This window comes from Bdellovibrio bacteriovorus, assembly GCF_001592745.1.
Lineage (GTDB): Bacteria > Bdellovibrionota > Bdellovibrionia > Bdellovibrionales > Bdellovibrionaceae > Bdellovibrio > Bdellovibrio bacteriovorus_B.
This window is the reverse complement of record NZ_LUKD01000001.1, coordinates 1868914-1891920: the sequence shown is the minus strand read 5'-3', so window position 1 is coordinate 1891920 and position 23007 is coordinate 1868914. Positions and strand designations below refer to the sequence as shown.

The following is a 23007-nucleotide window of genomic DNA, read 5'->3' as shown; positions in this document are numbered from 1 at the left end:
CCAAATTTTTCGAGCATAATGAATGTCCGAACGCTTCTTTAAATCCACTGGCTGTAAAAATCCTTCAAGTAACATCAATTTTATCCCACGTTAGGCATCCGTAAAGGAGCCTGGAGTGTGCTAAATTTGCAACGCCGGCGGCTACCTTAAAGGGTGAGGAACGGAAGATCAATTTAATTGATCCTACTCTAGCTGAGCGCATTAAGATATTGATTTGTTTATGTTAAATCTTAGACGAATGGATACGAACGACCTCTTCCACCGCTTTTCCAGAGCGTTCGCGATAACGAATCGCGATTTCGTTGTCGCCGTTCTGAAGTTGAATGAGGTCGGTTTGATATTTGTCAGCACCGCTGTTGAAGATCGAAGCAGTGTAACCATTGCTCTTATTAATGATTTCAATCTCTCCGTTTTTCAGATTTTTCAGACAGTTCTTTCCTTGAAATTGAACATATCCACCTGTCACCGTCACTTTGCCTGCGCCTTTTTTCTCGCAGTTCAAATCGTAGTGGGTGAAATGGGACAAAGCCGCTTGAGCAGACACGGACGCACCTTGCGGTACGCTAGCGGGTTGACGATGTTGAGAAAGAGTTGGCGACACTTGAACTTCTGCGTTTACAACTTCAACAGGATCATTGCTTGTCAGCGTAAAAAACGTAGGGATGCCTAGAAGGGCTACAAGACAAGACGTAATTATAAGAAGATGGGTATCTGTTGGCTGACTCTTAAACATAATATCCTAGATCGGATATTTGCTTCCAGACTTTAGCCGTATCAATTTGAGAAACTAAACAGAATTACCAGCTGTTTCCTCAAGTTTTTCCACATTTCTTCCGTATTTAAGTCTAGTAAACTTTCGGGGGAATGTTTAATGAACACGCGTATTCTCAAAAAGATCCGCAAATTTCGCGTTTTCTCTGGTCTTTTGATCATGTCCCTCACAGTTTTGTCGTTCCAAAACTGTGCTCCTGCTCCTATGGAAGAAAAAACAGAAGGTTCAACTTCTAGTTCATCGACTAGCAAAGATTCATCTATATGGAACTCTCGTCCCTCAAGTGGTGGAGGTAATGGCGTTACCATTGGTGGAGGCGGATCTTCGGGCGGTGGTGGCACCGTGGGGGTCGGCAGCGGATCTTCGGGTGGAAACACCGGTTCTGGTGGCGGAAGTGTCGGTGTTGGTAGCGGCGGCTCCGGCGGATCTTCAGGTGGCGGCGTAAATCCTGGCGGAGGCGGAACTCCCAGTCAGACGGGATTTCGTATCGTCACTCAACCTCAAGGTGTGACGGTGCAAGAAGGCGCTCAATACAGTCTTGAAGTCCTCGTAACGGGCGGGACTCAACCGTATACCTATCAATGGTACAAAGACAGCAAAGCCATGACAGGTGTATGGGGCACTTATAGTTTTATCAGTGACAGTGCGACCAGCTATTCTAAAGAGGGAACTTATTACGTTATCGTGAAAGATGCGGCCGGCAAGAGTGTGCAAAGTACCTTAGCGCGTGTTTCGATCTCAGAGCCTGCGGTTGGCTGTACTGCGGGATCTTATTTCACGTTCACTGAAGCGGCTTACGATGCTGCGTATGGATACTTTCCAGAATATTTCGATGGCCCGCGCGGAAAATTTCTTCTGCACTCCAGTTATGACACTTTAAACTTCCTTTATAACAATCGTAACTTCACGAAACTTTCTGATTACAACGTACCAGCCAATTTATCTTACTTACAGCAAACAACAGTGTCTTGCCGCACTACGATCCCCCGCATTCACACGCCTCAACCCAATCCTTCTTATCAATATGATTCGGGCTATGGACGCTATGACGACAACGGTTATTGGACTTATCACGGTCGCATCAGTTTTGAATGTCGCAACAAAAAATTGAAACTACTTACGAATACTTGTCAGTGGGTGCACAACCCGAACTACGACAACGGTAACGGCGGCGGCGGGAATTAATACTGTGAACGATGAAATAAAAAAAGGGCTCTTTACAGAGCCCTTTTTCATTATTTTTTATCGATACTAATGGCAAACTTCTTCACTCCAGAACCCTTGACGACATCAAGGACTCCGACGACTTTTCCGTGCGGAACATCTTTATCTGCAGAGATAATGGCTTGCACATCAGCATTCTTCGCCACTTCTTCTTGCGCTTTTGCCTGCACGTCAGCCTCGGTGACGAAGGAACCATTCAAATTGATTCTTCCGTCAGCTGTCAGAGCGATGTTCAATTTACTTGGAGCCGTTTGATCGCCGCTGGCCGCTTTAGGCAAATTCACATTGATCGTTGGCTTCATGAACATAGGCGCTGTCACCATGAAGATGATCAGAACCACCAGGATGATATCCACGAGCGGAACAACGTTTATGTCCGCTATGGCTTCGTTATCATTTCCACCGTCTTTAAATGCCATGGTTTAAACACCTTTTTTCTTCGCATAAGCAAGGCAAAGTTCTTTAACGCTCTCTAAGTTTTGGAAAATGCTTTTCACTTGTTTGCTGTAGTAGTTGTAAAACGCAACTGCGGGAATCGCCACGAAAAGACCTGCCGCTGTTGCCACAAGGGCCATTGAAATCCCGGCCATCACCGTTTGTTGTCCTGCTTCTGGAGCTGTCGCCAAATCGTTGAAGGCTTTCATGATTCCTAGAACCGTACCAAAAAGACCGATGTACGGAGCGTTCGAACCAACAGTTGCCAAGAAGCCCAAGAATTTTTCAAGCTCGGGTCTTTCAGTCAAAGCGAATGTGTTGAAGATTTCTTCAAGACCACGGCTGCCCGATTCACGCATGTGTTTCAAAGCGTAACCTGCGGCGCGACCCTCGACAGAGTTTGGATCCTTCGCAAGATCTTCAACATCATCAAGACTGTTGCTTTGCAAAGCAAGTTTGATGCGCGCGCGAACGCGTTGAGATTCCGCAGCGATTTTTTTAAGTGCGAAGTAACGTTCTAAAATCATGCCGATGCTAAGCACACTGAGCACAAGTAAGATCCATAAAACGACCTGATCTGCCAGGTGAGCTACCGTAAATATTTTTTCTGTGAGCATCGGTGATTTCCTCCAAAATTTTTGACTGCGCAAAATTATTGATCCATTATCTCTAAAACCATTACTTCCGGTCAAGGTATGCAGAAAGTCATTTTAACTCTTCTTCTCACACTCCTGAGCTTGGTCCAGCTTTCTTGCAAGGCGAATGACAAAAACTCCGTTTTAGTCATCGCCGTGGATGAGTTGACCATCAGCGACGTACTATGCAGCCAAGAAGAAGTGGAAAGATCCGGCTTTCAATTGCTTTGCAATGAATCCGTTCGCTTCACTCACGCCTTTTCACCTTCGACACTTTCAGTTCCGGCCTTATCGTCTTTGTTAACCGGACTCTACCCCTACCAACACAAAGTGCGACACAACGGGCGCCCTGGTCTAGCTCCCGAAATTGAAATGGTTTCTGAGCTTGCCCTTCAGCAAGACTATCGTACGAGTTTCTTTTCAGGCGGAGCTCCGGTTTTTCGTCGTTCAGGATTAAATCAGGGCTTTGAGCTTTTTGAAGATAACATCGTTCCAACCTTTTCAAGTCTGTTTCGTCCTTTTAAAAAGAACGCGGATGCTTTCACACAATGGCTGCAACAGGACGTCGATACGGATGCATTCTTCAGCGTGTTGTACGTTCCCGATCTGATCTTTACGACAACGGAGACCGTGACTGATCTTGGTGAAACAAGAAATCTCAGCTTTGAAAGTCAGTTGGATGAACTTGATGAAAGCCTCTATGAGCTGTTTCAGAATTTAAAGTCCGCCAAGCGCTGGGATAATACGACCGTAGTCCTTGTCGGATTAAACGGACACACCACCAGTGATCGCTATAAAGAACTTTCGCCGCTTAATTTGCATGGCGAGAACACGCAAGTGGCTTTATTTATTAAACCCGCCCAAAAAAGAAAGCGTGATTTAGCAATTCATTGGAAGATTGATCAGAACGTTTCTTTAGTGGATGTCGGACGAACCCTTTTTGAACTCTTAGGCGAAAGCAACCTCGATGCTGACTCGAGTTCATTCCCCGTACACTCTCTTTTGGGGGCTCTAAAAAGTCCGAATGTGGCGTGGGCTGATGACCGGCCGCTTTTGATTGAATCCGGCTGGGCGTTCTGGAGAAAAGCCGGCCCTATTCGCACTGCGGGAATTTCTCACCATGTTCTTTACATCAATGACGAAAATCCTTTGCTTTACAACACTCTTGTGGACCGATTTGAAGTCAATCCCCTGCCGCTTTTACAAGAAAGCATTTTGCCTACGACGCAAAAACTGCAAGGACTTTTAAGTAAAAACCAATTCCCGGCATTTCCACCGATTCAGTCTGAATGGACGAAAAAGCTCAGCTTGCCTTTTGCGCGCTGGATGCGCGCTGACCAAGAGGCTGAACTATTACGTGACTTAAAACGCCTTTTACTTCAACAGCCGCAAAGCTTGGATTTGCTAAATTGGACCGCACAAATTGCCTTAAACCAAAAAGACTGGGAAACGCTAAAAAACCTGGGCATCAAAAATAAAATTTCGGTGTGGCAGTATGTCGCAGAAAGAAATTTAAACTCCAAATCGGCGAAGGTGAACGATACGTGTTTCCCTTTATTGACGGCGACAACTATTGAAACCGAACAGCTTAAGAACTGCAGCGATCCTTTATTTTTGGAATTCATCGACTGGCTTCGTGCCGATGTGAGAGGTTTGTCCAAAGAAGCTCAACGAAAACGCTTCGAACGCTCATTCAGAAACTACATGCTCGACCAACAAATTCAACGTGCGAACATCGCGACAGGACTGATTTGGGATACTTCGCGCGAGAATATTTTTGCGCCCTCACGAACTGAATTCGCCCTCAGCCTGCCAGAATACGCAAAGATTCGTTCGCTAGCGTATAAAGCTCTGCAAACCGAAGACTATTAAATTTATTCTTCAACTGTGATTAGACCCAACCAAAATGGAGCTTCAGGATTCTCCTGAATCATCTTCGTTGTCACGGAACCTAGTTCGGCGGGCTCTGACTGGGAAACCCACAGTGAGGTGGCGATGGTCGTACTAGCTAAAAGAATCAATCGATCACCTTCATTCACAGAGGTATGACCACATTGAATTGAACACGTGGGCTCCAGTCCTAAAAGCTGTGCCGGCAGTGGCGGCAAAGATTCCCCGTCCCCCAGACGTTCACTAGAAAGGTCCAACCCTACCGACAGAGGCTGAAGACTTTTGTTTTTTCTTTGAATAAACAAACTCGGGCACCCCACTTGCGCCCACGCAAGTTGAGTTCCACGGCGGAATAAAGCCAGGACTTCAACGCCCGAAAAATATTCCATCTTATTTTCACCGCGATAAAGAATGTCGTTGGCAATCAGGATTCCTGTGCGCACATAGTTCACTTCGTCCGTCAGGCAACTTAAAAACTCAAACGGAGATGTCACTTCGACGTCAGACTTAGCCGCACTGACGTATTTTACAACCTCATCCAAAGCTCTTTGTGCGTGCTCTGGTTGACCCCAGGATGTAGCAACGACAATCAACGACCCATCGTCTTCTTGATGCACCATAGGTTTAGGACGCAGAATTTTCGTGCTGTAAGATCTTTCCTGCAACTTCACTAAAGTGCTCCATACTTCTTCAACTTGATATATGCTTTTTTGTAGTACTCGCCGTCTGGAACATCGAGTTCCAGAATTTTTCGCCACTTGTCTTTGGCTCCGGCCTTAGATTCACCGCCGTCGACGTTACCAAAACTTTCTTCAAGAATGCCTTCCTGATAGATCGTCATCATTTGTTTGCGCAACTCACCCGTGTAGCGTTCGATCTTTTCGGGAAGATCTGGGTTGGTGGGATCCATCACCCGTGCTTTACGCAGCGACATGATCGCGCCTTTTAAGTTTTGCGCTTGATAAAATTTTTCTGCCTCACCTTGCAAAGAGGCCGTTTTAGAATTCATCATTTGGCGGATCGAGGCGATATTGCGCTTCGCTTGACCTTTATAGCCATTAGGGTCTGGCAATTGCGCGGCAATCACTCTTTCATAAGCGGCAATCGCATCCAACGGCTTTCCTTTTTTATGAACCTGTTCCGCGCTGTTATAAATAGCACGAAGCTTCGACACTTGAGATTGATAGGCCGCTCTTTCAGCCGCTTTAGCATCTCTTTGGGTCGTGATGTTTTCCACCTGCATTTTCAGATCTACGATCTTCGGGTGCTCTGGATTAAACTGCATCACGTCGCTTAAGCACTCTTCAATTTCCGGCATGGTGATATCAGGGTTGATTTTCTTCTGACATTCCGCTGCGGCCTTCTGAATTTTTTCTTCTGTTTCTATTTTCGCCTTTTCGATCTGCTCTTGGCGACGTTGCTGCTCTTGAATGAAAATGGCTTCTTTCGAAAGACGTTCAATCTCTCTGATGTCTTCATAATCAGGAACTAGTTCTTGAATCTTGATGATTTCGTCTTGAGCTAATTGATACTTCCCTTGCATGTACAGGTTCTTCGCATCTTTATAGCGCTGACGAACCAAGGCTTGTTGCTCGGGCGGAAGCTTATTGAAGATTTCTAAAGGTGAGCCTGGCGCCGACGAAGCCCCTGGCTGAGGTGTTGGAGGTTTTGCCGAGTCGTCTCCGCTAAAAAAATAAGCCAGCGCTAACAATAGCACCGCCCCCGCGATAATCTTAGGTCGATTCTTTTGGAAATCAAATTTTCCGGTAGCCGCGGGTGCCTGGTGTGGCATCGGAGCTCCGGGATACTGCATTTGCGGTTGGTAAGGCATCGGTGCCATACCACCTTGATATGCCATCAATTCATTCTGTTGCTGCTGCTGATATTCCATCGGCAAAGCGTCGTTGCCAACCTGAACCAAAGGATTTGGTGGCGGCACATTGACCAGCTCTAAACGGCTTTGAAAACCGGCGTCGTGCAATTCAAAATACAAATAATTGGTTAAAACACTGATCGCATCACCTGAACGAATGGTCGTCGGATCACTTGACGAAATCGGGTTTCCGTTCAACAAAGTTCCGTTCACGCTGCCTAGATCAATAATCACATATTGAGAGCCTGCACGACGAATTTCGAACTGGCGACGACTGACGCGCTGATCGCGAATTTGGATGTGGCACGAAGATTCGCGGCCCGCAACCCAGGATTCTCCGGCATCAAGTCGGATCAGTTCTTTAGGTTCATTATTTTGACCATCCATGATTTTGATGTAGGCCACTTGCGGTGCCACCCCAATGACAGTCTTTTCTTCACTGCCACCAAAGCCGTCGGAACCTTCGCCTTGCACAGCTGGAAGATTTGCGGATGTGCCTCCACCATAATCGGGTGCTGGGGCCACCGACTCATCAGATGTTGTTGCGGCCGTTAAAACAAAATCAAATTCATAAGGCGGAATAGAAAACTGACTGCCATGCTCTAAGGCGAACTGTTGTACGGGCTCACCCTTATAAGTGATATCACCATAGCGAGAGATCACATCCACAGTCCACGCACCACTCACAAATGACAGCTTAAAGTGCTCGCGAGAGATGCCTTTTTCTGGCTGCAATACGATATCACAATCCTCCTTGCGGCCCGCTACATAAGTGCGATCCTCCGTAAGCTGGATATCGTAAACAGGTTTGCCACGCAGGCGGACTTTGAGGCGGGCCATTAGAATCTACCCTCCAAATTCAAAGTACACTCTTCATAAAACTGCTTCGCTTCTTTAAATGTAGGATCATCTTTACGATTTTGAAGCATCGTCAGCACGTTCTGATAATTTGACTGGCACATACGCCAGTTTCTTTTCTCTCTATAACGATTGCCCTGAATCATATTAAACTTAACCAACTCATCAAACTTGATCTTCGATAAATGATAATAACGTTTTGCCAGCTCGTTGTCAGGGTCCAGGTTTAATACAACCTGAAATGCTTCTCTCGCACGGGCATACTGACCTTGCTGAAAGTCGCGGAAGCCCTTGATAAAGTTCTCCTGAGCACGACGATATTGAATCGAATCGTATTTTTCTTTTTTGATGGTCAGAAGCTCTTGCGAGCGTTTTTCCGCATCCATCACGTCTTGCATACTGATAGAACTGGTCCGAATCGCATTAGGATCTTTTTTCGCTTTTGTATCCGACGATGAAAAGAACCACCATCCGACGATCGCGACGATCGCGATGATTCCATAAAAGCGAACTTTTGGATTTGCTAAAGGACCACCACCGGCTGCTCGGGGTGCTGGACCTGGCATCGGCCCCGCTCCTGGAGGTGGAGGCTGATATCCTCCGTAAGCCATGGGCTGAGCGGGTGGCATTCCTTGAGTTGGCATCGTTGGCAATCCGCCATAACCCTGCGATCCATTCGGTGTAGGCATCGGACGAGGTGTCGGCGCTTGCGGCTTCGGCATCTGCGGCGTTACGGGGGATGGTGTCGGAGTTAAAATCGAAGCTGTCGGAGATGCCAACGGCGCCGATTGAGAAACCGACGGAGGCAACTCAGCATGGAAACGAATTTCTGTATCACCAATCTGAATCACCGAATCATTGTTAATGATTTCGGACTGAATATTCTGGCCATTCACCAAAACATAGTTTTTTTGACTTAGATTGACGATCACAAACTCGTGACCCGAGCGCTGTTTAATTTCGGCATGTTGACGACTGGTGCGTGGATCCCCGGAAAGAACGATATCATTTTCAGGACCACGACCTATAGTGACTGACGCTTTGGCAAAAGTGGACTTCAGACCCGCATGCGGACCCTTCGTCACTTCAATATTAAATTTAATTGTGTCTTTCACCTGAGGCGCAGCACTCATCAAGAGCCCCCTTCTGTCGGTGAAACTGTCACGATGTAATAGTCAATTTCTTGTCCGCTAGAGCACATCGCCTGACAGCTCAAGATACACAAGTGACCACTGAATTCGAGTTGGTCGGTGTGAATAGCTCGCGGATTTTCGCGCGTGCGCGCAAGAAGACCATCCAGGTTCTGTTGAAGGGCCGCATCAGGGATAGTGTTAAACATATGACCCTGCAGTTGCGCCACTTCCGCCCTAGCAACTTGAGCAAATGAGGCACTGCACGCGATAATTCGACCTTCGCGTGAGATCGCAATGGATGGAAAACCAATCAGCTGCACTAAATTTTCTGCTTCCCCGTCTTTATTGACGAAGCCCGCAGCTCCGGCCCCATTGTCAGCCTCGCCATGAATGTAGCGAGTTAAAAGACTGTTGATATTTCCAATCAGGGCTTGAAGTGCCGGGAACTGGAAGTCTACTTGCGTGTTGTCTTTCTTTTCTCTCATCGCGGCGTCCAACTGCGCGTTCAAAGTCACAATCGGATACTCGATAAGTTTATACATGAAGAAGTAAATCAAGAGACCTATCAGTGACGCAATCACGAGTGTCTGCATGAACAAACTGATCGCTCTGCCGTCATCAAAAGCCAGACTTCCTATGTCATAAAGAACAATGGCATGAGCTTTCACGGCTTGCTCACCTGTATTTGGATCAAAGAGCCCGATCGGGAAGCTTGCTCCAATAGTTGTGGAATCCACTTCAACGGACTGAGGGCGCATTTCAGTACGCGCTCTGTGTACGAACGGCAAGTCCGGCGTCGTTCCTGCGCGGGTTGCTGGGGCTAAAATCATTCCGTCAGACTGTTGCACAATCAAAACCTGCTTCACGCCGTCTTCGGCCTCGGCTGCATTTGTGCTTAGTGACGAATAGCTATTCTGAATAAGCGCCGCTTGATTGATTGTCGCCAATGTTCTTGCAATAGAAGCCGCACGACGTTTACTTTCACTGATGATACTGGCTCTTGTGATTGCCACCATCGGAATCATAGAAAGCAAGGTCGTCGAGAAAATGAATAGAGCCACAAAGCCTAATAGAACCAATTTTAATTCTAAGAATTGCGGAAGTTTGTAAACTCCAGGTAAAGCCACTCGATCCAAGTAATCGTTGACCTTATCCATCAAACCTTTAAATCCACCTTGCTGATATGCAGGCGCTGGAGCCGGAGCACCGGGTGCGGCGCCAGGCATTGCTCCCATCGGCTGCGGCATACCTTGAGGCATTCCATTCGGCATTCCCATCTGCTGAGGCATTTGTGGAGCTGCTCCTCCGCCATAATAAGGCATTGGTGCAGGAACACTTTGTCCCTGTTGAGGCCGAGGTGTTTGCGGACGAGCTTCAGGCGCGGGAATTACATCTACCAAAATATCATGAACACCAAGCTTATCACCCAATCGCATGATGCCGTTTTGAATACGGATTCCATTTAAGTAAGTGCCATTGCTGGATTTCAAATCAGTGATCACAATTTTTTCTTTAAAGACAGCGACTTCGGTATGTTCTTTGGAAACACCCGGAGAAACCAACTTGATATCACACTGCGGAGCACGGCCAATGAGGTTTTTCCCCATCTTAAGCTCGATAATTTGTCCCGCTTGAGGGCCGGTTAAAATCCTAAGCGCCCACATAAAGTTGATCTCCCACGCTGACTTTCATTTTGCTGACTGAACCTGCTGACATTTCAATAACGGAACTGGCTCCCCATACAGGGAAAACCAAGCGTCCCGGGCGAACATCTTCGAAGATCGCTTTGACCTTCAAGTTTTTATCTACGAATACACAATCAATGGAAAACTGCATGAAGAATGTGTGGATGCTGTTGCATCTTAAAATCCACAATGCTTCTTCTTGAGGTAACGAGGCGCGACCCAAAAGCCCCTTGCCACGACTCCAGAAAGTTTTTGCGACTTTCAGATCCGGAACTAAAGTTTGATTTGTCGTTTTGTTAATCAAAGCTGCCATCATCTTTATTTCCCGCCGTACATAAAGGACACGGCCACCGGTCCAAACACGATAATGAAGACCGCTGGTAAAATAAATAACATCAAAGGAATCAGAATGGTTTGTGATGCTTTCGCACCGGCTTTTTCCGCACGAACGAATCTTTCCAGACGCATTTGCACGGATTGGTCCTTCAACACTTGAGAAATACTGGCACCCGTTGATTCCGCATCCACAAGAACGGCAACGAAGCTTGTAATTTCGTTCATGTCCAAACGCTCAGCCATGTCTTTCAAAGCCTGAGTTTTGGAAGCACCGATTTTAATATCCTTCAAAACTGTTCCCAACTCATCGGCAAGCACACTTTCTGTGCCTTGTGCTTTGTCCACGATCTTTTGAATAGCCGAAAAGAAATCCAAACCAGCTTCAACAGACAAAGCCAGTAGGTCGATGAAAAAAGGAAGATCCGCACGCACCGAAAGCTCACGACGTTTTTTTTCACCCTTGGCATGAATTTGTGGCAGATAGAAACCCATCAAGCCCACACCGATAACCATAGGAACTGGCAGACCTAACTGCAAAGAGAAGTTCATGATCAACAAGAAGATAGGGAACATCACGCCCCATAAAAGTTGCAAGCCGATGAATTCATCTTCGTTGATTTCTGCCGAAAGCCCCGAGGTTTTAATGTATTTACGAACCCGTTTGCGATAGCCCTCACTGCGAATTCTTAAGGCATGTTGCAAAGTGAACTGATGCACCAACGGACGCGAAAAATTGATAATTGCATTCTTAGACTTCACCGGCTCATCATTGTTGGCCCATGAAAGTTGCTGTTTGTCGGTGTTACTAGCGAAGATGGAATTTACAAATAGGAACACCGCCACTCCCGCGAGTAGCAAGCCTAGAATCAGCATTAATTCTGCGCTTCCCATTTGTGCCTCTTTGTGTTCAAGTAAATCTCATGACACCACTTCAACTTGTCTTGGCATCAGAGTCTCCACGTCGTCGTGCACTTCTTAAAGAAGCTGGTTTTGACTTTGACGTGGTTCCATCTAAAGTATCGGAAATTCCTAACAAAAACCTGAATGTAAACGATCAGATTTTGGATATTGCTAGACGTAAAGCCAGAGCGGTCCATGAGGTTCTGAAGTCCAGTCGCACAAGCCCCTTCGTCATCTTAACGGCCGATACCGAAGTTATTTTCGGTGGGGCCCCACTCGGAAAGCCCTCCGATAAAGACGATGCCTATCGCATTTTAAAACTTTTGTCGGGGCATGTTCATGAAGTCATCACTGCGGTTTGCGTGATGAATAGTTCCACCGGCAAAGAGATTTCTCAAATTGAGACAACGCAAATTCATTTCAAAGATTTGAGTGACCAAGAAATTTGGGACTACATACACACGGGTGACCCCATGGATAAAGCCGGTGCCTATGGCATCCAAGGCGGGGGCGGAAAGTTCGTTCAAAAAATCGACGGCCCTTTTGATAACGTAGTGGGACTTCCTATGAATTTAGTAAAACACCTCCTCGTGGAAATAGGATTTTTAAATCTATAAGTGTGGCCTATGTTCGCTGGGACAGCATTCCTGTAAATAGTGCTGTCCATTTTGTTTACACCCTTCAAAATTTAGTGTTTTTGAGAAAACTCTGATACCTTCGGTTCGATCACCCGAGGGGGGCTTTCATGAACGTTCGATCATCTCTTTTGCTTGCGTCTGCCGCTTTGCTTTTCACAGCTTGTACGGATAGCAAGACGTCTTCTTTAAATTTGGATAATAAAAATACTTCGATCGTGAATGGGTCCGCGGCGCTGCCTCAAGATAGAGTGACAGCTTCAACAGTTGCCCTTATTGCAAAGTACGATGGCAAACCTTATTCTTTTTGTACTGGTACTTTGATTTCAGAAGACCTAGTTCTGACCGCAAGCCACTGCTTGGAATACACAGAAAAGCCTTCGGACGTTTGGATCTTTTTTGGTACCGATCTTCCTAAAGAGCTTTCTGACACTCGCCTTCTGACGGTCGAAAACTTTGAAAGACATTCAGGTTACGAGATGATTTTCGATGACACGGGTTATCCGGTAACTGGCATCAATGACGTTGCCGTCATTCGTCTTCAAAGCAAAGCACCTGCGGGCACCCTTGTTGTTCCAGTACTTGCGCCAGAAACACAATTAGAAGAGGGTCAATCTTTACTTCTTGCTGGATATGGTTTGATTGATGACGTCAAAGGCGTCAGATCCGATGGGTTGAACTACACTCAAGTTCCACTGGCTAAAGTGTGGGAGACAATTCTCGTAACAGATCAGTTGCGTTCAGGGGCCTGCAGTGGCGACTCTGGCGGCCCGGCTTATCTAGAATCTAAAGACGGACTTATCGTTGCAGGTATCACGCGTGGTCCTCACGACAAGGCTCCAGATTGCCATACATATGGTGAGTACACTTACGCTTCAAAACACAAACAGTTCATTTTGGAAGCGGCGAAAAAGCTGGGTGCGCAAGAACCTCAATTTGTCGACCTGAAGTAAGCTTTCTGCTACAGTGAGGGCATGGACTTAAAAGAGCTTCATAAGCAAACAGCCCCTGCCCGCATCCTCGCTGTCTCTAAATTACAGCCGGAAGAAAAAATTCGCGCTCTTTATAATGAAGGGCAGCGAATGTTTGGTGAAAATTACGTGCAAGAGGCTTTAGATAAAATCGAGCACTTGCAGGATCTTTCCGATATTCAATGGCATTTGATCGGCCATCTGCAAAAAAATAAAACGAAGTATGTCGCCGGAAAGTTCGCCTTGATCCACTCCGTGGATTCATTGGAACTCGCTCAAGTCTTAAGCCGGCAATGCGAAAACAAAAATGTTCAGCAAAACATCCTGATTCAGGTCAATGTTGCTCAGGAAGAAACAAAGGGCGGTTTTGACAAAGATAGTCTGAAGAAGCATTGGAAAGAGCTGACGTCTCTTCCATGCCTAAAAATTAATGGATTTATGACCATGCCACCATTAACCGAAAACCCCGAGGAAGTACGTCCTTACTTTCAGGAGCTTCGCAAACTGATGGAGGAGCTGAAGAGTCAAACGGACCTGAAACTTCATCCACTGAATGAGCTGTCAATGGGCACGAGTCACGATTATGCCGTCGCCGTCGAAGAAGGAGCGACAATCCTGCGTCTTGGGACTATTTTGTTTGGCGAACGCCCCATCAAAAGGTAGGATTATTTTAGTCGCAGATAATACAGGCTGCGTTCTGGAGTAACATGAACCCACTGTTGAAAACGCAAAAAGTAGGATTTCTGGGTGCAGGAAACATGGCTCAAGCCATGATTAAGGGTCTCGTTGAAGGCGGAGTTCCGGCAAAGAACATTTTCGCCTCCAACCGCACTCCCGGTAAACTTCAAAAACTAGAAGAACAATTTAAAATCAATCCCGTGTCCAGCAACGATGAATTGATCGATCGCTGTGACATTATTATTCTGGCGGTGAAGCCTCAAGACTTGCTCAACGCTCTTGAGCCGGTCACTCGCGCTTTTGACGAACATAAAATCGTGATCAGCGTTGCTGCCGGCATTCGCATGGAAAAACTGGAACGTTTCATTCAAGGGGCGCGATTAGCTCGTGTTATGCCGAACACACCGTCCCTAATCGGTCGCGGCGTCATCGGCTATCTTCTAAATGATGACGATGACACAGCTTTAGAAAGCACCGTCGAAGATCTTTTCGCACCTTTAGGCCGTGTGATCAAAGTCGGCGATGAGGATCAATTTGAAGCCTTGATGATTTCTTGCTCTAGTGGAACCGGATTTGTCTTTGAGATGATGATGTACTGGCAGGATTGGATCGAAGAGCATGGCTTTTCTAACGAAGAAGCCCGCCTGATGACGATCGAAACCTTTGTGGGAGCGTCTTTGCTGGCAGCGCAGGCCCGAGAAGGTGTTGAAGATCTGCAGGCCCGTGTGACCTCCAAGAAAGGCGTCACGGCAGCTGGACTTCAGTCCATGCGCGAGCTTGAAATCGAACGCGCTTTGCGCATTAGCTTTGAAAAGGCAGCCATGAGGAACAAAGAAATGGCGAGGGAAATCAAATAACCTTGCCCTGGCACAGACTCGGCCTTTATCCTTAATTCATATTGTTCAAGGAGGAACAAAATGAGAATCACTCCTATAGATATTGCTCATAAGTCTTTCACTAAAAAGATGATGGGTCTTGATGCTGATGAGGTTATGGATTTCCTTCAGCAAGTGGCTTCCCAAATGGAGTCTTTAATTCAAGAACGCAATGCTTTGAAAGAAGGCATCCGCGAAAAAGAACTTTCCTTGATGGAATACAAAGAGCGCGATCAAGTGTTGAAAGAAACCATCGCGACAGCTTCTCAAATGGCAGAGCGTCTTCGTCAAGATGCAGACCGCGAAGCTAAATTGATCATCGCCGATGCTCAACAAAAAGCGGAAATCATCACTCGTGATTCTCGCGATTCATTGAAAAAAATGTATCAAGAAGTCACGGAACTAAAACGTGCTCGTATGCAATTTGAAGCCAACTTAAAAGCTTTGGCGCAAGCTCACCTTTCGTTGCTTGAACAAGGTGAAAAGTACATGCCGCAAATGCAGCTTCCAAACCATAACATCGCAAACAACACGAATGGAAATGGTAATGGTCCCGGCCGCTCAACAAATGTTTCTCCGCTATCTGCAGAGTAAGCGGGATTCATTTTATCCATGTTAGAAATTATAAAAGGTGGAGTTCGACTCCACCTTTTTATTCAGCCCAAGTCCTCTAAAAACGAAGTTGTGGGACCTCACAACGGCGAACTTAAAATTAAAATCACGGCTCCCCCCGTCGACGGCAAAGCCAACGAAGAGTTGATCGAATTTCTTTCAGACTATTTTGATATTCCGAAAAGACAGGTTGTCTTAGTGAAAGGCGATACGGGTCGCCATAAAACTATCGACCTTATTGGTGTGGAAGAAAAAACGGCTCGCGAACTTTTGAAGCTTTAAAAAAAGAAAAACCGCTGGTTAGCGGCTTTTCTTTTTCTTTTTATCGGATTTTAGCTCCACGCTAAATTCGGTGTCATCAAGCTGCTGCTGCAAGTAAGTATCATCGACTTTTTTCTTACGCGGCTTCTTCGTCGGACGAGGTTTAAATAAGTTCTGATCAATTCCGTCATCAGTTTGTTCCCGGAACGTCGGAACTTGTTTTTCGGAACTCATTTCAGACTCATACATATTGGAACGATATTTCGGAACCGGCGAATTTACCGGCTCGTAAGCAGGTTCTTCGGCATACCCTTCCGTCATATCGAACGAGTAACGAATGAATCCACCGACGTGAAAACCGGCGGCCATATTAGAACCCGTCAAAGTTGTTCCACCGTTCACTTGCAGTGTCCATTTCGGCGATATCAACCAGTTCCAATAAACTTGCGAATCCAGGAGGTTGGGATTGACGGAATAGAACTTCATAGACCCCGCATTGGCTCCATTGATATAACCCGTACGAATCACCGTATCTTCGGTATCGTCCGTGATACTGCGATATCCAAAAAGCTCGGCGCCCAAACGCATGCGCTGAAGTTTAAGCTGAGCCCCCACACCATAGGGTAAAAGGAAAGAGCGTCCATCTCCACGATAGTTAAAGCCTGCCCAACCATAGCCCCGGAACGAACCGAAGTCTTTTTGAGCGATCAAACGAGAGTGAAACTCAAAGACCCCTTCTGAATTCAAAACCGCATCTGAGTTTGGATCGACATCTTCTAAAGGAACAATCGCGATGAATTCAGGAATTAACTGAAAGGCGCCGTTGTACATTAAAAAATCCATTCCAGCGGCAATTTCCGTGATCGAACTATTTGAACGAGTCGCCAAAGAGTCTTTGCTTTCGGAATTGCTTAGTTGCCCCCAACCGAACAAAGACCAATCCGAACGCGGCATATAACGAGATTCAAGATTTAGATCCAATAAAGAATAGGTATTTCCGCTTGGAAGGTTCTGCGAACTTCCACCGGAGGAAGGGTAATTGGCTTCAGAATAAAAGTACTGAGTGCTGAGCTCAAAGTCCCATCGGTCTCGACGGTATTCCTTGTAGTTATCCACGGCCCCGGCGGGTAACGACAGGAAAGAAAGGACTGCAATGAGAAGCTGCCAACGCTGAAGATTATTTGCCATTTTCATAACTTCCTAATATTAACAACCCTATGACTTCGACATCAAACAAATCACAGCTTGCGATCATCTTTTTCACTGTTTTCCTGTATTTAGTAGGCTTTGGTGTAGTCATCCCTATTCTTCCAATTTTAAGCCGAAACTTTGGCGCAACTGCTTTGCAAACCGGTTTGTTATTATCCGTATATTCATTAATGCAGTTTTTATTTTCTCCTTTTTGGGGAAGACTGAGTGACCGCTTAGGGCGCCGACCTATTTTATTGTTCTGCCTTTTAGGTGAAGGACTTTCTTACATCGCGTTTGCGATGGCTCGCAGTTTAGAGTGGCTTTTCGTCGCTCGTATCTTAGCGGGTTTTTTTGGAGCAAGCTTATCAACCGCATCCGCTTATATCTCGGACATCACTCCAAAACATGAGCGCTCAAAAGGCATGGCTTTGATTGGCGCTGCCTTCGGGTTGGGATTCGTTGTCGGTCCTGCGTTAGGCGGAGGCCTGGCGGTATGGGGTCACTCAATTTCTGCCGAACCACACTTCGACACTTCTTTTTCAGCTTACTGGGTGGCCGCCTTGTGTTTCGCCAACTTGCTTTTCGGCATCAAATTCTTGAAAGAATCTTTAACGGCCAAGAGCGAATCGGCAGAAAAGAAAAAGAGATTCTCAGTGATGTGGCATTACCTGAATGTCAAAACGGTGGGCGCCTTGATGGCGGTTTTTTTGTTGGCCTCTTTTGCGATGTCTTCAATGGAAGCGACTTTGATCCTTTATATGGGTGAAAAATTTCAGTGGGACATTAAACAAGTCAGTTTCGGTTTTGCTTATATTGGCGTGATCATTGTATTCACCCAAGGCTTCTTAGTACGCCGACTTTTACCAAAATGGGGCGAAAGAAAAGTCCTTCGCTTGGGTCTGACACTTTTTGCTTTGGGTTTAACGACAATCGCCATTTCCAATAGTATCGGCATGATGGCCGTAGCGATGACGTTGCTTTCTTTGGGAAACGGACTTTCTAACCCGAGCATTTTAGGAAGTGTCAGTCTACTTACTGACAGCAAAGAGCAAGGTGTTACTATGGGAGTCACACAAAGCATGGCCTCTTTAGGACGCATCATTGGCCCTGCCTTCGGTGGTTTTTTGTACGGAGCCGTGGCCATCACCGCACCGTTTTGGGCTTCGGGCGCATTGGCATTTACGGGTCTTGCGATCGTTCTTTATATTTATAGATTCATTCCTGAACACGGAAGAGTGGCATAATTATGTTTAACACAATCGGATACTTCCAATTCAACAACCTGATCCAAGGCCGCATTCCTATGTTACTGGTGCTTTTAGACAACATTGATCTAGCACCGTGGTTCAATCAGGTAACGCGTCTTCATTTAGAGAATATAGTTGTCCACTCTAAACCGGAAGAAGTGTTATCTCTGGTGCAAGAAAGAAAATTACCCATGCACTATGCTGTTCTGGTTTTGGATAACGATGGCATCAGAAGTGCTTCCACGGTGGAGGCTTTAGAAAAAGCCGGCTTTACAAACGCGTACTATGTCAAAGGCGGATTCACCGCTTTAGCGAACGAACGAACGCAGCAAATCTGACAAAACTCATATAATAAAAAAACAAAAGAAAGCGTTGTTAGTCGACGCTCTTGTTTGTAGCATTAAGTACATCGAAACAACTTAAAACTTTACACAAGGATGTACTATGAAAAAGTTTTTGTTCACGACATTGGTGACAACAGCGACAGCTTTGTCAGCTCAAGCAGGTTCTTTGAACCTAGACTTGCGCGCTGACTACAACTCAACAACTTACACAGATTCAACTCTGCCAGACCAAACGAAGTTCTACTTCAAAACAGGTCGTCTTGATTACCAAGCAAAAGCTTTAGAAGATCTTTCTTTCCGTGTACGTCTTGCTTTTAATAAAGACGCTACTCGTGGTGTAGATGCAGCACAAACAGCTGTTGAATACGCTTACTTGACACACAAAATGAACGACACTTTCTCTTTGAGCTTCGGTAAATTCAACACAGAATTCGGTGGTTTCGAAGGTGCAACAAGTGGCGCTGACTTGTATCTAACTTCTGAGTTCTACACTCGCTCTAACTTGACAGGTGCTGCGGGCCAAACTTTGGGTGCTTTCAACCTAGGTACTTCTGCTCTTCTATATGCAACTGGTGTTAAAGGTACTTTCTCTTTCTCTGGTCAAACAGTTCACGTTCTAGCAACAAACGAAGCTGGCGGCGACACAGCTGTAGGACCTTCAGCATCTCAAAACTCTTCTATGTACGGCGTGATCTACCGTGGCGCTTTCCTAGAAAAAGCTTTGAACTTCAACCTGAGCTACCACACAATGGCCGGCCCAACAGCTGATGACAAACATCAGTTTATGGCAGCAGGCGTATTGTGGAACTCATCTCCAATCACATTCCAATTCGACTACCTAGTATCTGAATTCAAACAAGATGCAACAGATGCAAAAGACACAACGACATCTATGGTAGCAAAATTGGCATACACTGGTTGGGAACAATGGACTCCACGTCTTGAGTTCACATCAACAGAAGACAAACAAGAAATCGCGGGCGACATCACTCAAAAATTCATGGGCTACGGCGTAGTTGTTGAATACAAACCTTACGTAGACACAAACTTCCGCTACCACCTTTCTTACAACAACATCACAGAAAAGCCAGAAACAGGCGACGATGTTAAAAGAGACGAAGTGGTTGTTGGCGCACGCCTTATGGCCGATTTCTTGAAGTAATCCCAAAAACACTTCAACCAAATCAACTTCACAAGAAAAAACCCACAACAAAAATGTTGTGGGTTTTTTTATGCCCGCAAACCGCATTAAAAAAGATTTTTCTAAGTTCCTACCTTTGGATATTTCAAAATCGTTCCTTTGATTTTCTAAATCCCTCAGCACGTTTTTCCATTTTCATACCGCCCACATCCGCTGTGATTTTAAAAGTCGAAGCTCGATTAAAGCATCAGCACAGATTTGGGTTTGGGAGGAGGCTTGGTGATGGGCCCGAAGTAAGGGCCTTCGGTGGCGCCTGGATGGCGCGAACCGAGGCAAAGCCTCGGCACCGACCGAGCCCGGATGGCGTGCCCGCACGAAGCGGCCCATCACCAAGCCTCCTCCCAAACCCAAATCCGTCGCTCGAAGCGATTTAAATCCATCTAAAGAACCCCTTAAGACCAAAGCCCGTGACGCAGAGAAGAAAGGAAGGTCCGATCAAGGGCATTAGAACTATCGCAAAGCCCCCGAATTTGCTAATCTCTAACGGTTAAAAACCTAAGAATTTCTTATTCTTAAAGTCAGTTAGAGGTCGCTTAAATGTCACAACAATTATCGGATCGTTATAATCCTGCTGAAGTTGAAGGTCGTACGTATCAGTGGTGGGAATCCTCCGGCTATTTCAAAGCCCAAGATCAATCCACAAAACCTCCATTCTCTATCATTCTTCCTCCGCCGAACGTCACTGGCTTTTTGCACATGGGTCATGCTTTGGATCATACGATTCAAGATATTCTGATCCGTTGGAAAAGAATGAATGGCTACAATGCGATGTGGTTGCCGGGAACGGATCACGCGGGTATCGCTACGCAATCTGTTGTTGAAAGAGAACTTAAAAAAGACGGCGTTACTCGCCATGATTTAGGCCGCGAAAAATTCGTGGAAAAAGTGTGGGAGTGGAAGCACCAATACGGCGATCGTATTTATTCGCAAATGCGCCGCTTAGGTGATTCTTGTGATTGGGATCGCGCGGTTTTCACTTTGGACGAAGGCGTTTCTAAAGCCGTTCGTAAAGTGTTCGTTACTTTGCACAAAAAAGGTTTGATCTATCGTGGCCAAAGATTGGTGAACTGGTCAGGCCCTCTTGAAACAGCCATCTCTGATTTGGAAGTTGAACACAAACAAATCAAAGGCTCGTTGTACCATATTTCTTATCCTATTGAAGGCACACAAGAGACTGTGACTGTAGCAACAACTCGTCCTGAAACTATGTTGGGTGATACTGCTTTGTGTGTTCATCCTGAAGACGAGCGCTACAAACACTTGATCGGTAAAAATGCGATCATCCCTTTGATCAACAGAAAGATCAAAGTGATCGCCGATACGTATGTTGATAAGTCTTTCGGTTCGGGCGTGGTAAAAATCACTCCGGCGCATGACTTCAACGATTACAAAATCGGTAAAGCTCACAACCTTGAATTCATCAACATTCTGACAAAAAAAGCGGAGTTGAATGAAAACGCGGGTCAATACAAAGGCCTTAAAGTTCAAGAAGCTCGTAAGCGCATTCTTGAAGATTTAAAAGCGTTGAACTTCCTCGTGAAGGAAGAACCTCATGTTCACTCAGTAGGTCACTGCTCTCGCTCGGGCGCGGTGGTAGAACCTTTCTTGTCTGAACAGTGGTTCGTAAAAATGGAACAACTTGCAACCCCAGCTAAACGCGTGGTTGAAAGCGGAACAATTCGTTTTGAACCCGAGTCTTGGACAAAAGTTTATCTTCACTGGATGAACAATATTGAAGACTGGTGTATTTCTCGCCAATTGTGGTGGGGTCACCGCATTCCGGTTTGGTATTGCGAAAACTGCGAACACCAAACTGTCAGCGAAACCGATGTAACGGCTTGTGAAAAATGTGGCAACACGAAGATTCACCAAGACGAAGACGTGTTGGATACGTGGTTCAGTTCAGGTTTATGGCCGTTCTCTACAATGGGTTGGCCGAATGACACTGAAACGCAAAAAACATTCTACCCAACGAATTATCTAGTTACTGGTCACGATATCATCTTCTTCTGGGTGGCTCGTATGATCATGCTAGGTCTTGAGTTCAAGCGTGATGTTCCGTTCCGTACGGTTTACATCCACGGACTTGTTCGCGATTCTCAAGGTCGTAAGATGTCTAAGTCTTTGGGGAACTCTGTCGATCCAGTCGAAATGATCGAGAAATATGGTGCAGATGCCTTGCGCTTCACGTTCTCGGCTCATTTGTATTCTGGAAAAGATTTTAAATTTAGCGAACAACGTCTTGAAGGCTACAGAAACTTCATGAATAAGATTTGGAATGCGGCTCGTTTCGCACTTTCAAATTTGCAGGATTTCCAAGTGCCTGCAGAAGGCGTGAAAGCTCTTCCGAAGCAATCAGATATCAGCGTGTTTGACCAATGGATCATTACAAAACTGGCAGAGGTGACAAAAGAAGTTGAAGAAGCGATGGAGACAGAAAGATTCTCGGACGCTGCCAACGCTCTTTACCACTTCATCTGGAATCAGTTCTGTGACTGGTATATCGAGTTCACAAAACCAATTATGAATGGAACAAACGCAGATGAGAAAAAAGCAACTCAACTTGTGATTGCTCAGGTTCTAAACCGCATCACTCGTTTGTTGCATCCTTTTGCTCCGTTCATCTCTGAAGAGATCTACCAAAAGCTTCCGATCAAGGGTGCTGCTTGTATCGTGGATCAATTCCCGAACACTCGTAACGACAAAGAATTCTTAAGCCTGGGCTCTGCTCAAGCGGCTTTAGAAATCGATATCGTGAAAGAAGTGATCACAGCGATTCGTAACATCCGTGGTGAAAACCGCATCAGCCCAGCGACGAAAATCAATGCGCGCCTGGGAGTGATGAATGACCAAGTTCAAAAAATCTTGGGCAACAACAAAACAGCTATCATGACGATGGGCCGCTTGGAAAATTTGGACATCGGTGAAGAAGGCAATCTGATGAAGTGTGCCGTTGCACCGGTTGTGGTTAAAGATGCCAGCGTGAAAGTGATCATCCCACTTGAAGGCCTTGTGGATTTTGATGAAGAAGTAAAACGCATCAATAAAACGATCGAAAAACTTCAAAAAGATATCACAATGCTGACAGGTAAACTTTCGAACGAAAAGTTTATCGCCAATGCGGATGAAGACGTGGTAGCAACGGATAAAGCTTTGCTCGCGCAATCTAAGATCCAGTTGGAATCACTGAAAGACGCGTTAACACGCTTCCAGTAAGCTTAGTAAGCTATTAAAATAAAAAGGCGAGGTCA

General features: G+C 45.9%; 22 protein-coding genes. 12 read left to right on the top strand and 10 right to left on the bottom strand.

Annotated features, from left to right (window positions below; genetic code table 11):
• Positions 1–223: 223 nt before the first annotated feature.
• Positions 224–733: a hypothetical protein gene (locus tag AZI87_RS09100; protein ID WP_063206232.1), complete on the bottom strand. Its 510-nt coding sequence runs from the start codon at positions 731–733 to the stop codon at positions 224–226.
• 138 nt (positions 734–871) lie between these two features.
• On the opposite strand from AZI87_RS09100, the gene AZI87_RS09095 reads away from it, so the two are divergent.
• Entirely contained in the window at positions 872–1957 is a 1086-nt protein-coding gene (locus tag AZI87_RS09095) for an immunoglobulin domain-containing protein (protein WP_063206231.1), read from the top strand.
• Between the two features lie 50 nt (positions 1958–2007).
• Here the strand turns inward: AZI87_RS09095 and AZI87_RS09090 are convergent, their stop codons facing one another.
• Positions 2008–2415 carry an ExbD/TolR family protein gene (locus AZI87_RS09090; protein WP_063206230.1) on the bottom strand — a complete coding sequence of 136 codons (408 nt, stop codon included), beginning with the start codon at positions 2413–2415 and terminating at the stop codon, positions 2008–2010.
• A gap of 3 nt (positions 2416–2418) precedes the next feature.
• Complete coding sequence (locus AZI87_RS09085; protein ID WP_063206229.1) at positions 2419–3048, bottom strand: MotA/TolQ/ExbB proton channel family protein; 630 nt, start codon at positions 3046–3048, stop codon at positions 2419–2421.
• Between the two features lie 78 nt (positions 3049–3126).
• Between AZI87_RS09085 and AZI87_RS09080 the strand changes: the two genes are divergently transcribed.
• The gene (locus AZI87_RS09080; RefSeq protein ID WP_063206228.1) at positions 3127–4938 is read left to right on the top strand and encodes a sulfatase-like hydrolase/transferase; all 1812 of its coding nucleotides are present in this window, start codon (positions 3127–3129) and stop codon (positions 4936–4938) included.
• A gap of 2 nt (positions 4939–4940) precedes the next feature.
• On the opposite strand, the gene AZI87_RS09075 is transcribed toward AZI87_RS09080, so the two are convergent.
• The 6 genes from AZI87_RS09075 to AZI87_RS09050 are packed head-to-tail and all read right to left on the bottom strand — an operon-like array spanning position 4941 to position 11732.
• Positions 4941–5627, bottom strand: coding sequence for a hypothetical protein (locus AZI87_RS09075; protein ID WP_063206227.1), 687 nt, complete (start codon positions 5625–5627; stop codon positions 4941–4943).
• Positions 5627–7669 (bottom strand): FHA domain-containing protein, encoded by a 2043-nt coding sequence (locus AZI87_RS09070; RefSeq protein WP_063206226.1) that lies wholly within the window; start codon positions 7667–7669, stop codon positions 5627–5629. Before AZI87_RS09070 ends, AZI87_RS09075 begins: the two co-directional genes overlap by 1 nt.
• The gene (locus AZI87_RS09065) at positions 7669–8820 is read right to left on the bottom strand and encodes an FHA domain-containing protein (RefSeq protein WP_063206225.1); all 1152 of its coding nucleotides are present in this window, start codon (positions 8818–8820) and stop codon (positions 7669–7671) included. The genes AZI87_RS09070 and AZI87_RS09065 overlap by 1 nt, the downstream gene beginning before the upstream one ends.
• The gene (locus tag AZI87_RS09060; RefSeq protein WP_063206224.1) at positions 8820–10484 is read right to left on the bottom strand and encodes an FHA domain-containing protein; all 1665 of its coding nucleotides are present in this window, start codon (positions 10482–10484) and stop codon (positions 8820–8822) included. Before AZI87_RS09060 ends, AZI87_RS09065 begins: the two co-directional genes overlap by 1 nt.
• The gene (locus AZI87_RS09055) at positions 10471–10821 is read right to left on the bottom strand and encodes a DUF192 domain-containing protein (RefSeq protein ID WP_253696606.1); all 351 of its coding nucleotides are present in this window, start codon (positions 10819–10821) and stop codon (positions 10471–10473) included. The genes AZI87_RS09060 and AZI87_RS09055 overlap by 14 nt, the downstream gene beginning before the upstream one ends.
• A gap of 2 nt (positions 10822–10823) precedes the next feature.
• Complete coding sequence (locus tag AZI87_RS09050) at positions 10824–11732, bottom strand: type II secretion system F family protein (RefSeq protein WP_253696604.1); 909 nt, start codon at positions 11730–11732, stop codon at positions 10824–10826.
• A 29-nt stretch (positions 11733–11761) separates the two neighbouring features.
• On the opposite strand from AZI87_RS09050, the gene AZI87_RS09045 reads away from it, so the two are divergent.
• The 6 genes from AZI87_RS09045 to AZI87_RS09020 all read left to right on the top strand — a co-directional run bounded on the left by AZI87_RS09045 (position 11762) and on the right by AZI87_RS09020 (position 15794).
• Entirely contained in the window at positions 11762–12358 is a 597-nt protein-coding gene (locus tag AZI87_RS09045) for a Maf family protein (RefSeq protein ID WP_063206223.1), read from the top strand.
• A 128-nt stretch (positions 12359–12486) separates the two neighbouring features.
• Positions 12487–13329 (top strand): S1 family peptidase, encoded by an 843-nt coding sequence (locus AZI87_RS09040; RefSeq protein ID WP_063206222.1) that lies wholly within the window; start codon positions 12487–12489, stop codon positions 13327–13329.
• A 21-nt stretch (positions 13330–13350) separates the two neighbouring features.
• Entirely contained in the window at positions 13351–14010 is a 660-nt protein-coding gene (locus tag AZI87_RS09035; RefSeq protein ID WP_063206221.1) for a YggS family pyridoxal phosphate-dependent enzyme, read from the top strand.
• Between the two features lie 44 nt (positions 14011–14054).
• On the top strand, positions 14055–14882 hold the full coding sequence (locus tag AZI87_RS09030) for a pyrroline-5-carboxylate reductase family protein (RefSeq protein WP_063206220.1): 828 nt from the start codon (positions 14055–14057) through the stop codon (positions 14880–14882).
• Positions 14883–14942: 60 nt separating this feature from the next.
• A complete protein-coding gene (locus tag AZI87_RS09025; protein WP_063206219.1) occupies positions 14943–15494 on the top strand; it encodes a DivIVA domain-containing protein in 552 nt (183 codons plus the stop codon).
• 18 nt (positions 15495–15512) lie between these two features.
• Entirely contained in the window at positions 15513–15794 is a 282-nt protein-coding gene (locus AZI87_RS09020; protein ID WP_063206218.1) for a DUF167 domain-containing protein, read from the top strand.
• A gap of 18 nt (positions 15795–15812) precedes the next feature.
• Here AZI87_RS09020 and AZI87_RS09015 read toward each other — a convergent pair whose 3' ends face one another.
• Positions 15813–16961: a hypothetical protein gene (locus tag AZI87_RS09015; protein WP_253696602.1), complete on the bottom strand. Its 1149-nt coding sequence runs from the start codon at positions 16959–16961 to the stop codon at positions 15813–15815.
• A 29-nt stretch (positions 16962–16990) separates the two neighbouring features.
• Between AZI87_RS09015 and AZI87_RS09010 the strand changes: the two genes are divergently transcribed.
• The 4 genes from AZI87_RS09010 to AZI87_RS08995 all read left to right on the top strand — a co-directional run bounded on the left by AZI87_RS09010 (position 16991) and on the right by AZI87_RS08995 (position 22972).
• Positions 16991–18208 carry an MFS transporter gene (locus AZI87_RS09010; protein ID WP_063206216.1) on the top strand — a complete coding sequence of 406 codons (1218 nt, stop codon included), beginning with the start codon at positions 16991–16993 and terminating at the stop codon, positions 18206–18208.
• Between the two features lie 2 nt (positions 18209–18210).
• Positions 18211–18549: a rhodanese-like domain-containing protein gene (locus tag AZI87_RS09005; protein ID WP_253696600.1), complete on the top strand. Its 339-nt coding sequence runs from the start codon at positions 18211–18213 to the stop codon at positions 18547–18549.
• 106 nt (positions 18550–18655) lie between these two features.
• Positions 18656–19717 (top strand): porin, encoded by a 1062-nt coding sequence (locus AZI87_RS09000; RefSeq protein WP_063206214.1) that lies wholly within the window; start codon positions 18656–18658, stop codon positions 19715–19717.
• Positions 19718–20293: 576 nt separating this feature from the next.
• Positions 20294–22972 (top strand): valine--tRNA ligase, encoded by a 2679-nt coding sequence (locus AZI87_RS08995; protein WP_063206213.1) that lies wholly within the window; start codon positions 20294–20296, stop codon positions 22970–22972.
• Positions 22973–23007: the final 35 nt, after the last annotated feature.

Bases quoted from the DNA above. Each gene is read 5' to 3' on its own strand.
- AZI87_RS09100 (WP_063206232.1), bottom strand. From the start codon at position 733: ATGTTTAAGAGTCAGCCAACAGATACCCATCTTCTTATAATTACGTCT.
- AZI87_RS09095 (WP_063206231.1), top strand. From the start codon at position 872: ATGAACACGCGTATTCTCAAAAAGATCCGCAAATTTCGCGTTTTCTCT.
- AZI87_RS09090 (WP_063206230.1), bottom strand. From the start codon at position 2,415: ATGGCATTTAAAGACGGTGGAAATGATAACGAAGCCATAGCGGACATA.
- AZI87_RS09085 (WP_063206229.1), bottom strand. From the start codon at position 3,048: ATGCTCACAGAAAAAATATTTACGGTAGCTCACCTGGCAGATCAGGTC.
- AZI87_RS09080 (WP_063206228.1), top strand. From the start codon at position 3,127: ATGCAGAAAGTCATTTTAACTCTTCTTCTCACACTCCTGAGCTTGGTC.
- AZI87_RS09070 (WP_063206226.1), bottom strand. From the start codon at position 7,669: ATGGCCCGCCTCAAAGTCCGCCTGCGTGGCAAACCTGTTTACGATATC.
- AZI87_RS09065 (WP_063206225.1), bottom strand. From the start codon at position 8,820: ATGAGTGCTGCGCCTCAGGTGAAAGACACAATTAAATTTAATATTGAA.
- AZI87_RS09060 (WP_063206224.1), bottom strand. From the start codon at position 10,484: ATGTGGGCGCTTAGGATTTTAACCGGCCCTCAAGCGGGACAAATTATC.
- AZI87_RS09055 (WP_253696606.1), bottom strand. From the start codon at position 10,821: ATGATGGCAGCTTTGATTAACAAAACGACAAATCAAACTTTAGTTCCG.
- AZI87_RS09050 (WP_253696604.1), bottom strand. From the start codon at position 11,732: ATGGGAAGCGCAGAATTAATGCTGATTCTAGGCTTGCTACTCGCGGGA.
- AZI87_RS09045 (WP_063206223.1), top strand. From the start codon at position 11,762: ATGACACCACTTCAACTTGTCTTGGCATCAGAGTCTCCACGTCGTCGT.
- AZI87_RS09040 (WP_063206222.1), top strand. From the start codon at position 12,487: ATGAACGTTCGATCATCTCTTTTGCTTGCGTCTGCCGCTTTGCTTTTC.
- AZI87_RS09035 (WP_063206221.1), top strand. From the start codon at position 13,351: ATGGACTTAAAAGAGCTTCATAAGCAAACAGCCCCTGCCCGCATCCTC.
- AZI87_RS09030 (WP_063206220.1), top strand. From the start codon at position 14,055: ATGAACCCACTGTTGAAAACGCAAAAAGTAGGATTTCTGGGTGCAGGA.
- AZI87_RS09025 (WP_063206219.1), top strand. From the start codon at position 14,943: ATGAGAATCACTCCTATAGATATTGCTCATAAGTCTTTCACTAAAAAG.
- AZI87_RS09020 (WP_063206218.1), top strand. From the start codon at position 15,513: ATGTTAGAAATTATAAAAGGTGGAGTTCGACTCCACCTTTTTATTCAG.
- AZI87_RS09015 (WP_253696602.1), bottom strand. From the start codon at position 16,961: ATGGCAAATAATCTTCAGCGTTGGCAGCTTCTCATTGCAGTCCTTTCT.
- AZI87_RS09010 (WP_063206216.1), top strand. From the start codon at position 16,991: ATGACTTCGACATCAAACAAATCACAGCTTGCGATCATCTTTTTCACT.
- AZI87_RS09005 (WP_253696600.1), top strand. From the start codon at position 18,211: ATGTTTAACACAATCGGATACTTCCAATTCAACAACCTGATCCAAGGC.
- AZI87_RS09000 (WP_063206214.1), top strand. From the start codon at position 18,656: ATGAAAAAGTTTTTGTTCACGACATTGGTGACAACAGCGACAGCTTTG.
- AZI87_RS08995 (WP_063206213.1), top strand. From the start codon at position 20,294: ATGTCACAACAATTATCGGATCGTTATAATCCTGCTGAAGTTGAAGGT.